Genomic DNA, 11,962 nt, shown 5'->3' on the forward strand with positions numbered 1-11,962 from the left:
TGATGGTCTGGCTGTCGCTGGTTGTTGCGACAGGATTGGTGGGCTGCTCGGGCTTCTTCTTTGGGCCGGGTACGAAGACATCCCTGACCACTTCTGCAACGAATGCTACTTATGGCACTTCAATCACACTTACGGCAACGGTCGCGCCATCCGATAGCGCGGCGCTGGCGGCGACAGGCGTTGCCACCGGCACGGTGACGTTCTACGACGGCACGACTTCGCTTGGGAGTGGCACGCTTTCGAGCGGGACCGCATCGCTTGCGGTGAGCGATCTTGCCGTCGGGTCGCACGCGGTCTATGCGGTCTATGGTGGCGATACGAATTACAACGAGAGCCAGTCGGCGGATACGACTGTGTCGATCAGCTCGACGCTGACGGCAACGACGACGACGTTGTCCGCGAGCGCTTCGAGCATCACCTATGGTTCTGCCGTCACGCTGATGGCGACGACTTCTGTCAGCAATGCGACGGGCACGGTGAACTTCTACAGCGGAACTACGCTGCTGGGGGCGGGGACGCTGGCGAGTGGTGTGGCGACGCTGACGACGGTGGCTCTGCCGGTTGGGACGGATGCGGTGACGGCGGTCTATGCGGGGGATAGTGCTTACGCTTCGAGTACTTCGGGTGCGGTGAGTGTTGTGGTTGCGGAGGGGAGTTAGTCGGGAGAGCCAGCGATCGTCCCACGGTCAATTATTGCCGCGTGTGGGCACGCGTCCTGGTGTCCGCTCACGGCATCCTATCTGTGACCAAGGGGAGTGAACACATGAGCAAGGAAGCAAACATTGCAACCGCGACCAAGATGGGCGATGCCGTTAACTCCGGCAAGCTGGAACAGTTTCACGACGTATTTGCTGCGGACGTAGTCGACCATGATCCGGCTCCAGATCAGGGGAAGGGCCCCGAGGGCTTTATCGGCTTCTTCACACAGTTCCGTGCAGCCTTTCCTGATCTGAAGATTGCTGTGGACCACCTGGTGGCGGATGAGGACAACATCGCCATTGCCTACACGGTCACCGGCACGCAGGATGGACCGTTCCAGGGCATTCCTGCGACTGGCAAGAAGATCAAGGCCCGCGGTCTGCAGATTGCCAAGTTCAACAGCGATGGAAAGATCACGGAACGCTGGGGAAGCTCGGACCAGTTGGGGATTCTGGAGCAGATCGGCGCTACCAAGCCGACGAGCACCATGGGTGAGCCACCGGCGATTTCGGGGGCTTCGGTTTAGTCTTTGAAGCATCAGAAAAGCCCCGGCATCGCCGGGGCTTTGCCGTCGCTTTGATCTAGGCTTTGCGAAGCTTACTTGAAGATTCGGACCACGCAGCCAGCCACCGGAAGCAGCTGGCTCCAGCTGATCAATACGATGGTCCTAGTGATCCCTCATCACTTGCTTTAGGCGTTATGTTGATGCCATTAACTACATGCTGCGTCGCTAGCGTGCTCCGAATTTCTCATTTTCGACCGCTGGCAAGCAGCCGTGCGGTGTCGTTTGTAAGTCTGCACCTGAGGCGTCAAATCTGTTGAATTCGCGTGGCCTAGACGCTCATAGTCTCAACGTTTATTGAAGGGCGCGCCTTACTTGGGACTACATCTTCATACATGCCATCGAGTAGTTCTTTCTTCACGTGCATTACGAAATCGATCTCTTCGTTGATGTCCCCGTAGCTCTTCTGCAGAACGACAGTGCCGTCTTGAGTGATCATGATTGGGTGTTTACAGCCGTCCCGATAGTCCTCAAAGTAAAAAGATAGTGTCGAGATCTGACCGTCGGCTTTCGCATCACAGAATTCCGATGTTCCCTGAAGTTGCGTCCCCATGAATGCCTTAGCGCGGATTAGACCCTTAGGAAATCGAAACCAGACACCGCGAACTTCGGGAAGCCGCTCCTGCAGCCCGTTCATGTTGATCTCAATCGTTTTCAGGTCGACGGTCGGGCTATCTTCTGTTCGCCGACAAAAATCTAAGACGTCCGCTTTTTTACCGGAAAGCAGCAGGACGGACTGCTCTCGCATTAGGTAGGCCTTAATTTCGCCTATAGCTATGAATGCTTTGAAGTAATCTCCGGTTTCAAATGACCTTCCCGGCATGCTTTTTGTGTATTCATGCGAGATGTTAAAGCCTTCAAAACCTTCAACGCGAAGACCATCGTGGTTTACGAGAATTTTCGTTTCAGGGCCTGGTACGGTGCCTGGAAGAGACATCTGGTGACCAGGTCGGGCCAACTCTACACGATCTCCTGAAACGACCATCCTTCCAGACACCGTCACCTTGTAGGACTTCGGCAAAAGAAACCTCCTAGAGATTAGTGACAGAAGCGATTTCAGACGACATTAGGATGAACGCCTTTGACAATTGAGCGAAGCTTTCCGTTGTACCCGCATCAATATGAAGAGAATTCTGAGTGACCACGACACGATCCGTACCATCCCTGGTGATCGCAGCAGGATGAAATACAAGGTTGAATTGGGTAACTTGCTTCGGATCGAGATGAGCCACAAAGAAGGCAAAGAACGGATTCTTCTTTCTGAATGAAACCTCAAACATTGTCGAGTGCTCCGCGCCCGGCCACTGACGCGCAATGATGCCCAGCAACGGAACAATGCATTGCTCGATCTTTGCCCTTGCGCTGGCGTACGGAACCTCCAACTCGTCGGATCTCACAAGGAAGTGTGAAACCCCATCTTCAGAGAAGGCCGCATGCTCAAGCTGCGCATGGAGGTGGATCGTTCTATCTACCTTCATACGTAACGAGCTATCCGAGCACGAGTGAATTTCAGGATGCCATTGTTCCAAGGAACTTTTGGCACTCTGGGCGAAGTCTTCGAGCACATTACTGCCGAGATCCCCATCCACGCGCAATCCGAACCGCCAGATGGCGGTCTCACTGCCGTGGAGCATGATCCATATTCTTTGCCAAAGTAGGTAGAACTTGAGATTGGCTTTGGCAAGTGCTTGCCCCAATGCCGTAAGCAGAGTCACAGAACCCGCGACGACTTTGAGGATCTCACTCGCGTGTGTTTGGACGAAGGCGGAGTATAGCGAAGCGCCCACGAATGTCATCAAAAGCGAAGCGTAGAACCACACCCATCCCATCGTGTCACCCTCAACAAGTGTACTCTTCGCCTTCCATTCGCCCCTCTACACATGAATACTGCGCCGACTACAAAAGGGGAGGCAGAGCAATATCGTCGGCGACGAAGGCTTTCAGCGAGGTGCCTTCCTTGATGTCGATGTTCTTGCCGTGCTTGATGAGGCCGATGGGGCCAAAGAGTACGGTGAGAACAACGGCGCCGGTGGTGCCGCTTTCACCCTGTTTTGCCTTGGTGCCGCGCAGCCGGATCTTGCCGTCGGCTACCTTGATGTAGTCGAGCCGGACGTTTAGTTCGCCAGCCTTGCCCATCATGCCGGACTTCTTTGCGTTGGTAACTTCGCCGAACGCTTTGCTGCCTGCCTTTGCGACAAGCACGTCGCCGACTTTCAGATCATCTTGGAGGATGAATGCGACCGGGTCGCCGTCTGCGGCTGTCTTGGAACTGATGTCCTGCGCGAACTTGAGTTGAACGTCTTCGCCTTCGCGGAGGATGTAGTGACCGGAAGCGTCGGGAGCGTTCTTGCTGGTGGTGAGCGGAGTGGATGGGGTGACGGCAGCGACGGGGACCGTTGGCTGCTGAGCATACGCGATGGGACCAAGGGCAAGGATGCCTGCTAGGGGCAGTACGACATAGGACTTCAAGGGGGACCTGATTTCTGGAGTGTGCCAACACTATGGGAAGACGGGTCGCTTGTATATCGAAATGTTTTGTCTTTCTTTTGTGCGGTGTGCCTTGGTGTTGTGAGGGGCTTTACGGGTTCGCGCCTTGCGCGAATCACCCATGTCTCAGAGGCGAGACATGGGGCACCCGGGGGTTGGGGCCGGGGCCGAGGCCCCGTCTCTCTTTGGGTGGTTTTCAGTGGCCAGAAGGCCACTGCTTTCTCCGGGTCGCGCTACGCGCGAGAACCCACCCTTTGCTCTGCAAAGAATGGGGCACCCCGGTTTGTGGTCTTACGGAGTTGTGTTGGTTCCCCGGGTTGGTGTTGTGACGTCGGCACGCTGCTTCAGCGTCTGCACCATTTCGTCCTGCCTTGGATTTTTGTGGAGGGCTGGGCTTTGTGGTCGCTCCTTTCGGAGCGATCCCCACCTTAGCTTCGCGAAGGTGGGGCACCCGGCGAATCGCCCATGTCTGAGAAGCGAGACATGGGGCACCTGGGGTTTGGGGCCGGGGCTGAAGCCCCCTCTTTCTTTGGGTGGTTTTCAGTGGCCTGAAGGCCACTGCTTTCTCCGGGTCGCGCTACGCGCGAGAACCCACCCTTTGCTTCGCAAAGAATGGGGCACCCGATCCGTTCGCCATGTTGTGGTGGGTTATTGGTTGCCTGGGGGGGCGTGACTCTTTTGTGGTGGCGCTTCCCGGTTGAATTTCGGCGATATTAAGCTTCGTGCGCGCCTTTTGGCGCATCTATTTAGCCGAAAGAGTGTTTACGAAGACATGCCGCTTAGCGGCGGGAAGAAGGAACGATGACTGCTTTTGGCAAGAAGATTTCGAGTCTGGTTATGGGCTGCGCTTTGATGACTGGCGTTGCTGCTCCCCTGGTTGTTTCGCAGAATGCAGAAGCGCAGCGGCACAATCGCCGCGATTACTACCGTGACAGCAACGGCAACTGGAAGAAGCGTCACAGCGGTATTGGCGCGGGCAAGGGCGCACTGATTGGTGGCGCTGGCGGTGCTGGCGTAGGCGCACTGCTGGGTGGCGGTAAGGGCGCGTTGATTGGCGGCGCACTGGGTGCCGGCGGTGGTGCTCTTGTGGGTAATGCGAATGCGAACAAGCGGCACAATGCCGAGGCTCGCTACGATTCGAACGGTCGCCGTTACTAGACTTTTCAGCCTTCGTTCGAAGAGACGCCGTCCGGATTCCGGGCGGCGTTTTTGTTTGTGTGCTGTTGAGTTTCGCCGGGCTGTGTAAGCATCGAAACGAAGTTGTGATGACTATGCGAGTTCGACCAACGGTAGTGCTGATCCCGATGTTTGTTGCGATGTGCGCGGGAGCGCGTGCCGCGAGTTTTGATTGTGCGAAGGCGACGCGGCCGATTGAGCGCGTGATCTGCAGCGATCGTGCGTTGAGTGCGGCGGATTCGGCGATGGCTGCAGCTTACCGTGCGGATCTGCCGCGACTGACATCCGCCGGTATCGGTCTGCTGCGGGCGGACCAGGTGCAATGGCTGGCGTGGGCGCAGGAGATCTGCAAGGTGGATCAACCGGAGCATCCCGATGCGGTGAAGTGTCTGTCGCCGCTGTATGCGGATCGCGCGAAGCAGTTGCGTGGCGCGGTTGCGGTGCGCGATGGATTGACCTTTCTGCGGCGGACACAGTTTCTTGCAGAGGCGGAGCAGCAGGATGAGCGCATTGGTGCGCCGGAGTATCCGGGGTTTGGCACGTTGAAGGTGAGCTGGCCGCGAGCGGATACGGATGATCCTGCGTGGATTGCGTGGAGTGCCGCGGTGGAGGCGCATATGTTGCGGCAGGCCGGTGCGGGCCGGGTTCAGGATGGCGATGCGAGCAAGCGCAAGCTGCCGTTTGCGTGGGTGGATGCGATGGCCGCGGCTGCGGATGTGAGTCTGGAAGGGGATCTGAAGAGTGTGGAGCATGGGCGTGTGACGACGCTGATTGCGAGCGATGGCATGGCGCATGGTGGTGCGCATCCGTTTGCAAACGCCGAGACGATGACGTGGCTGCTGGACGAGAAGCGAACGCTGCGTGCGAGCGATGTGTTTGCCGGCGATGGCTGGCGAGACGTTGTGAGTAAGTTGTGCTGGGACCACTTACAGAGTGGAGAGACTAAGTCGAACTTATACGACGAGGTGAAGGGCCCGGATAGCGAGGCGTTGCAGAAGGTCGTTGCAGATACGACGAACTGGACGCTGGAGCAGGATGGTCTGCATATCAGCTTTCCGGATTACACGGTTGCACCGCGCCTTGCGGCTGTGGAGGATGCGGTGTTGTCGTGGAGTGATCTGAAGGGTGTGCTGGCGCCGGGATTTGTTACGCCTTGAAGATCGCGCCCACGTCTCAGAGGCGAGACGTGGGGCCACCCGGTTTTGTTACTTCTTCGCGAGTTCTGCTTCGATGGCCTGGGTGATCTGGGGCGCGTCGGGCAGGGTGTCGGGCGAGAAGCGGGCAACGGGCTTGCCGTCACGGCCGATGAGGAACTTTTCAAAGTTCCAGAGGATTTCGGGCTCGGGGTTGAGTGTTGCACCGAAGCGGACGAGGCCCTCTTTGAACGCTTCTTTACCTTCGCCGGTGGACTCGGGGAGTGCCTGCGTCAGTGTGGCGTAAAGCGGGTGCTTGGAGGGGCCGGTGACGGGGATCTTGGAGAACATGGGGAAGCTGGCGCCGAAGGTGCCTCGGCAGAACTGGGCGATCTCTTCGTTGGAGCCGGGCTCCTGCGCGCCGAAGTCGTTGGCGGGAAAGCCGAGGACTTCAAAGCCTGCATCGTGGAAACGTGCGTAGGTCTTTTCGAGGGCGTCGTACTGCGGTGTGAGGCCGCATTTGCTGGCCACGTTGACGATGAGCAGGACCTTGCCGCGGTGGTCGGCGAGCGATGTTTCGCTGCCATCGATTTTGGTTACGGGGATGCTGTAGAGGTCGGTTGCCATAGAGGTAAGGATACTGCGACGGAGCTGAGGGTTGTCCTTTTGCGGGCAATGACGCGTAGACGCAGTGAAGGGATCTGCTTCGTGTCTGTCGGCTGGGGGGCCGGTTGCAGACTTGAGACAGATCCCTTCGCTTGCTGCGGGATGACGATGTTCCGTCAATCCTGAGGTTGGTTAGAGCGCGGTTGCGAGCGCGGTCTTCTGGCGCTTCTTCTTATAGGCTGCGAGGTCGTCCTGCCAAGAGCCGAGGGCGGTGGCGAGGGGTGACTCTTCCTCGCGCAAGGCCTGGCGCTGCAGATTGGCGACCTGGGTGCCGAAGGCGGAGGACGGCGGTGCGGAGGTCAGCGAGGCGGTGGCTGCAGCGACATCTGCAGCAGAGGCTTCGGTGTCCGCCTGCGACGTACCGACCCAGCCCTCAGGCCGGAAGGAGCGGGGGAGATCGTTGTCGTGGAACTCGATGCCGGACTCGACGAGGGTGCGAGCGGTGGCTGCGAGGGACTCGCGCTTGGTAGAGAGCTTGCGGACGGCGGCGTCACGAAGAGCCTCGGTCGCGAAGACCTCATGCTTGAGGAGGTGGATCAGCTTACGGTCGAAGAGGTCGATCTCGCGATGAAGATCACGGAGGAAGTACTTATCCTGCACAACAGTACGCATCAGTTGGGATGCTCCTGGGCCGTTGACGGCCGATAACTTGGTTTTCAAAAACTAGGAACTGGTCGCGACCACGAAGGTGTGATTTTGCGATTACAGCGTATCTATCCTTGGATGCCGAATATGGCAGTCGCGGAAGAGGCCGGGGGAAATATGTGAGAAGCGTGCTGGCCCGGCAGTCTGTTGGCTGCGCCCGGGCTCGAAGAGTGACTTTCTTGAGTCTACGCCTGTTAGGCGGAATATCCTATGACTCCGATGGGGAGGTGGGGCGAACGCGTGGGGTGGTGAAAAATGCCAAAGGACGGCTTCTGCCGTCCCTTGGGGTGTTGCTTGATCTTGAAGGGGTGGAAACGGTCGGGCGCGATTACGCCGGCGAGACGTTCTCAGCCTGCCAGCCCTTGGGTCCCTTCACAACGTTGAAGGTGACGCGCTGGCCTTCCTGCAGTGAGCGGAAGCCCTGTGCCTGGATGGCGGTGTGGTGAACGAACACATCCTCGCCGTTGTCGCGCGAGATGAATCCGAAGCCCTTAGCGTCATTGAACCACTTCACATTACCCTGTTCCATTTGCCTGTCCCTGTCCTAATACATCTGTGTTTCGTTGGATCTCAATACGGTTTTGCAAGTGCGTTTTGGGCAGGGCGAGCAAAGAACCTTAACTGAGGGTCAAACGATTGCGAATAGCGTACCACAGATTTTTTCTAGTTTTGCGACGTTTTCGTTCGGCGCGAGTCTAACGATTCTCACTGCGAAACCTAGCCTCCCAACTGGTCTGTGAGCCGCTGAATTGCGGCCTTCAGCTCGGCTACTTCCGTTTCCAGTTGAGCGACGCGGCCTGCGAGTGAGGTGCCGGATGGGGCTTCAGCGGGTGTGGCTGCTGCGGCAGCGGCGAGTTCTGCGGGATCTCCCAGGGTGTGAGCGTAGCGCTGTTCTTTTGAGCCGGGCTGGCGTGGCAAAAGGATGGCGATGGGGTCGGGACGCTGCTCGGCCGGTGCGCACATGCGGGTGAGTGCGGAGACGACGGCGTCGAGGCCGTCGAAGCTGTGCATGCGGTCGGATCGGCTGCGGAGTTCGCCGGGCGTTTGGGGGCCGCGCAGTAGGAGCAGGGCGAGCAGGGCAGTCTCGTCGCGGCGGAGTTGGAAGACGGTGCGGGCGCGGTGTTCGTAGCGCTGCACGCGGCTGCCGTGGTCGACGGCGACGAGTTCCGCGTCTTCGAGGGAACGAAGGGCAGTGCGGGCTTCAGGCTCTTCCAGCGTCATAACGGGGTCGCGCGAACTCTTCTGATTGCATGCGGCGATCAGCGCGTTGAGTGAGAGCGGATAGTACTCGGGCGTGGTGATCTCTTTTTCGATCAGGGCGCCCAGGACACGTGCTTCAACGGCGGTGAGTTGCATGATTGCTATCGTAGCGGTCTCGCTGTGGAGCGCTCTCTCGCGGCTCCTGGATCAGTCCACTTGGCGGAGTGTTTTGTAGCCGCGCTTTGGGCGACAGCCCACCCTTTGCTTCGCAAAGAATGGGGCACCCGGTTTGTGCTTCTTTATGGTGTTGGAACGCCTGCTGCGACGTAGATTTCTTCCATGGCGATCATGTCGGCGAGGCCGTCCTCGCCGGGTGTGAGGAGCGGAGCATTTTTGAGGACTGCGGCTGCGAGCTGCTCTGCTTCCATGCGGAATTCCGAGAGTTCCGTGTTGGGGGTGCGGTCGTCGATGTTGACTTTGCGACCGATCGTCGCGTCGCGAAATTCGCCCAGGATTCGATAACGTTCGCGATGGCTGAACGCCGGTGCGAGTAAGAGCGTGCCGTTGTCGCCGGTGACGCGCAGTGTGTCGGGGATCTTCTCGGTGTAGGAGGAGCGGCAGAGGGCGCGTGCGCCGGAGGGGAAGACGCTGGTCCACTGAATGGAGCGTTCGAGGCCGTTGCCGTCGCAGACCGCGGAGGCTGCTTCTACGCCGGAGGGGTCTTCGCCGAGGAGGAAGCGCGCTGCGTTGAGGGGGTAGATACCGACGTCGTAGAGCGAGCCGCCGCCGGCGAGTGCCGGTTGATCGCGCCATCCCGGATCGAGCTTGAAGCCGAAGCCGCTTTCGATTCGCAGGTTTGCGCCGAGGACGCCGCTGCGAACGAGATGTTGCAGGCGGCGGTGTGCGAAGCTGTGCGGGCATCGATAGGCGATGCTGAGTTGCACGTTTGCCGTGGCGCAGGCGGCGATCATGGCGCGGGCGTCGTCGCTGGTGGGCGCCATGGGTTTTTCGCAGAGAATGTGTTTGCCTGCGGCGGCGGCGCGTTCGGTGAAGTCGCGATGCTGGCTGACGGGAAGGGCGAGGTAGACGGCGTCGATCGCGGGATTGTCCGCGATCCGGTCGAAGTCAGCGTAGGCATAGGTGTTGGCGACGCTGTACTTCTTTGCGAGTGTCGCTGCCTTACCGGCATCGCCGCTGACGAGAGCAGTGATGCTGGTTGTGGGAGAGTCGCGGAGGGCGTCGAGAAAGTAGCCGGCGATGTGGCCTAGACCCACGACGGCGAAACGGAATCGGCCTGCAGGTGGAACGGTGGGCGGGCGTTTGAACCATGAGGCGAGTCGCATGAGGGTTTCAGGCTAGCATCGCTTTCTGTCCGGTCGTGCTGCCTTGGCGGCGTGCTTATTAGCCCTGGGAGACATGTCTGATAAGCAGCGAAGCGTGTTGCCGGGACGGAATGGAGTTGACGTCACGAAAGCGGTATTGTCTGACGTGGCGCATAAGTTGCATTGGCAGTAGCCGAGGTTGCCCGTCTTCGCGGTAAAATTAGTTCATCGATCTGAGAGCGGGGATCGCATGGCGGCTGACGAAACACAGGGCCCGGCGATTCGGCAGATTGAACCTTTCATACTGCTCAAACAAGAAGATGGCACGACCCATTTTTGCTTCGGAGCAACTAAATTTTGATCACATTCAGCCTTCGCCGTATCGTTTGCACTGCCACACTTGCACTTGGCATCATGAGCCTCTCCGGAGCCTCGCGTGCTGAGGAATCCGTACCGACTGTGCCTTCTGTTTCGATGACTGCGCCGAAGACCGGCATCCTTGCTGGGATCCGTCTGAAGCTGCACCACCTGCACACGGGTGAGTCCATCGATGTTGCTTACAAAGAGGGTGGTCAGTACTCCGACCAGGGCGTCAATATGCTGAACCGCTTTCTGCGCGACCACCGTACGCAGGACACGGCCGATTATGATCCGCGCGAGTTTGACCTGCTGCACGCGCTGCTGGTGAAACTGGGCAAGCCGAATGCAACGATCGATATCGTCTGCGGCTATCGCACACCGCTGTCGAACAACTTCCTGCGGACGCGCAGCGCCGACACCGGCGTTGCCGAGCACTCGCAGCACATGCTTTCGAAGGCGATCGACATCCGCATTCCGGGTGTGAGCACGCTGAAGCTGCGCAATGCAGCACTGGCGCTGGGTATGGGCGGTGTTGGTTACTATCCGACGAGCCAGTTTGTTCACGTGGATGTGGGCCCGGTTCGCCAGTGGCAGTTTGGTGGACGGCCTGCGAACCAGATGGCATCGCGCGGACGTCGTCACGGCCACAAGCGCAGCGTCTAGAAGTCTGAAACAAGAGTATGAACAGAGGGCGGCCTTCGGGCTGCCCTTGTTCGTTTCGGCGGGCCTTCGCGGCAAGAAGAAACCCACGTCTCAGGGCGAGACGTGGGGCACCCGTTTTACGCGGCGATCCGATTCTTCTGAAGGTTTTAATGGTCGGGACGACTAGATTCGAACTAGCGACCTCACCCACCCCAAGGGTGCGCTCTACCAGGCTGAGCCACGTCCCGACCGGGAGACTTTCGTCTCGTTTGACACAGATTGCGCGGCCCGGTTGGGGCTGCACGGGGGTTCCTGCCTGCGTCTCTTCCAGTGTACACGGGGAGGGCTGGAACCGTCTCACCCTGTGGCCGTCGCGGGATGCTTCGCCGACTTATTCCGGGCCGTATTTGTTGCGGAAGTGGAACTGGTAGCGGATGCCTGCGGCGGCCTGCGCGGGTAGAAGGGCGGGCTGGCATCTTCCAGGCGCCAGCGCTGTTGCTGGAAGTCGAAGCGTAGTGCGACGCTGCGGGTGACGTCGACGTCGAGGCCGCCGCCGTAGGTGTAGACCAGCGAGTTGTCGCGGGTGTAGTCGGAGAAGGCCGGGTTGACCTGCTTGAAGTTGATGGTGCCGGCGCCGACGAGGAGATCTCCGTAAGGATGGAAGCGGCTTACGTTGTAGGCGACGCGGAGACCGCCGGAGAAGACGGACTGGCTGATGGACTCGTTGGTGACGTAGTTGTAGCGGATATCCAGAGCCGGTTCGATGTGGTGCAGGTGGGGCACGGTGAAACCGGCTCCGCCGCCGACGGCAATGCCGCCAGCGCGCGGGGGATAGCCGTAGTCGGTGCGGGCATAGGTGCCGAGGGCGTAGACGTTGAGGCGTATGGCTTCCGTGGCTGTTGCCGTGCTGGCCTGCGCCCGTGAGGCTGCAGGAAGAAGGAGCGTGGCGACGGTGACCGCCAAGGTGATGGCACAGCTTCTCATGGCGATTAAGACGCACGTTTGATGCCGCGCGCCGTTTCCTCCAGATCCCAGGATTCATCATGTGTCGGCGATTCGGCCGAACGCGA

14 protein-coding genes and 1 tRNA gene are annotated in these 11,962 nt (G+C 59.2%); 5 read left to right on the forward strand and 10 right to left on the reverse strand.

Features of this window, described 5'->3' with window-relative positions:
- Positions 1–2 precede the first annotated feature (2 nt).
- Together TERRO_RS02870 and TERRO_RS02875 are read left to right on the forward strand one after the other, a co-directional pair.
- Entirely contained in the window at positions 3–659 is a 657-nt protein-coding gene (locus TERRO_RS02870; protein WP_245536271.1) for an Ig-like domain-containing protein, read from the forward strand.
- A gap of 104 nt (positions 660–763) precedes the next feature.
- A complete protein-coding gene (locus tag TERRO_RS02875) occupies positions 764–1,225 on the forward strand; it encodes an ester cyclase (protein WP_014784498.1) in 462 nt (153 codons plus the stop codon).
- A gap of 307 nt (positions 1,226–1,532) precedes the next feature.
- Here TERRO_RS02875 and TERRO_RS02880 read toward each other — a convergent pair whose 3' ends face one another.
- The 3 genes from TERRO_RS02880 to TERRO_RS02890 all read right to left on the reverse strand — a co-directional run bounded on the left by TERRO_RS02880 (position 1,533) and on the right by TERRO_RS02890 (position 3,730).
- On the reverse strand, positions 1,533–2,282 hold the full coding sequence (locus tag TERRO_RS02880) for a hypothetical protein (RefSeq protein ID WP_014784499.1): 750 nt from the start codon (positions 2,280–2,282) through the stop codon (positions 1,533–1,535).
- A 10-nt stretch (positions 2,283–2,292) separates the two neighbouring features.
- Positions 2,293–3,060: a hypothetical protein gene (locus TERRO_RS02885; RefSeq protein WP_157178233.1), complete on the reverse strand. Its 768-nt coding sequence runs from the start codon at positions 3,058–3,060 to the stop codon at positions 2,293–2,295.
- A 97-nt stretch (positions 3,061–3,157) separates the two neighbouring features.
- The gene (locus tag TERRO_RS02890) at positions 3,158–3,730 is read right to left on the reverse strand and encodes a hypothetical protein (protein ID WP_014784501.1); all 573 of its coding nucleotides are present in this window, start codon (positions 3,728–3,730) and stop codon (positions 3,158–3,160) included.
- An 819-nt stretch (positions 3,731–4,549) separates the two neighbouring features.
- On the opposite strand from TERRO_RS02890, the gene TERRO_RS02895 reads away from it, so the two are divergent.
- Together TERRO_RS02895 and TERRO_RS21760 are read left to right on the forward strand one after the other, a co-directional pair.
- Positions 4,550–4,906: a hypothetical protein gene (locus tag TERRO_RS02895; RefSeq protein WP_014784503.1), complete on the forward strand. Its 357-nt coding sequence runs from the start codon at positions 4,550–4,552 to the stop codon at positions 4,904–4,906.
- Positions 4,907–5,019: 113 nt separating this feature from the next.
- The gene (locus TERRO_RS21760; protein ID WP_014784504.1) at positions 5,020–6,081 is read left to right on the forward strand and encodes a DUF3298 domain-containing protein; all 1,062 of its coding nucleotides are present in this window, start codon (positions 5,020–5,022) and stop codon (positions 6,079–6,081) included.
- Positions 6,082–6,129: 48 nt separating this feature from the next.
- Here TERRO_RS21760 and TERRO_RS02905 read toward each other — a convergent pair whose 3' ends face one another.
- The 5 genes from TERRO_RS02905 to TERRO_RS02925 all read right to left on the reverse strand — a co-directional run bounded on the left by TERRO_RS02905 (position 6,130) and on the right by TERRO_RS02925 (position 9,911).
- Positions 6,130–6,684 (reverse strand): glutathione peroxidase, encoded by a 555-nt coding sequence (locus TERRO_RS02905; RefSeq protein WP_014784505.1) that lies wholly within the window; start codon positions 6,682–6,684, stop codon positions 6,130–6,132.
- Positions 6,685–6,855: 171 nt separating this feature from the next.
- The gene (locus TERRO_RS02910; protein WP_014784506.1) at positions 6,856–7,335 is read right to left on the reverse strand and encodes a hypothetical protein; all 480 of its coding nucleotides are present in this window, start codon (positions 7,333–7,335) and stop codon (positions 6,856–6,858) included.
- Positions 7,336–7,696: 361 nt separating this feature from the next.
- Positions 7,697–7,897, reverse strand: a complete 201-nt coding sequence (locus TERRO_RS02915; protein ID WP_014784507.1) for a cold-shock protein — start codon at positions 7,895–7,897, stop codon at positions 7,697–7,699.
- A gap of 188 nt (positions 7,898–8,085) precedes the next feature.
- The gene (locus TERRO_RS02920; protein WP_014784508.1) at positions 8,086–8,724 is read right to left on the reverse strand and encodes a YceH family protein; all 639 of its coding nucleotides are present in this window, start codon (positions 8,722–8,724) and stop codon (positions 8,086–8,088) included.
- Between the two features lie 143 nt (positions 8,725–8,867).
- Positions 8,868–9,911, reverse strand: coding sequence for a Gfo/Idh/MocA family protein (locus tag TERRO_RS02925; RefSeq protein ID WP_014784509.1), 1,044 nt, complete (start codon positions 9,909–9,911; stop codon positions 8,868–8,870).
- Between the two features lie 393 nt (positions 9,912–10,304).
- Between TERRO_RS02925 and TERRO_RS02930 the strand changes: the two genes are divergently transcribed.
- On the forward strand, positions 10,305–10,913 hold the full coding sequence (locus tag TERRO_RS02930) for a peptidoglycan L,D-endopeptidase MepK (protein ID WP_157178234.1): 609 nt from the start codon (positions 10,305–10,307) through the stop codon (positions 10,911–10,913).
- A 150-nt stretch (positions 10,914–11,063) separates the two neighbouring features.
- Here the strand turns inward: TERRO_RS02930 and TERRO_RS02935 are convergent.
- Both TERRO_RS02935 and TERRO_RS02940 read right to left on the reverse strand, forming a co-directional pair.
- Positions 11,064–11,140, reverse strand: a tRNA-Pro gene (locus tag TERRO_RS02935).
- Between the two features lie 109 nt (positions 11,141–11,249).
- Entirely contained in the window at positions 11,250–11,876 is a 627-nt protein-coding gene (locus TERRO_RS02940; protein ID WP_014784511.1) for an outer membrane protein, read from the reverse strand.
- Between the last annotated feature and the right edge of the window lie 86 nt (positions 11,877–11,962).

The organism is Terriglobus roseus DSM 18391 (assembly GCF_000265425.1).
GTDB classification, from domain to species: domain Bacteria; phylum Acidobacteriota; class Terriglobia; order Terriglobales; family Acidobacteriaceae; genus Terriglobus; species Terriglobus roseus.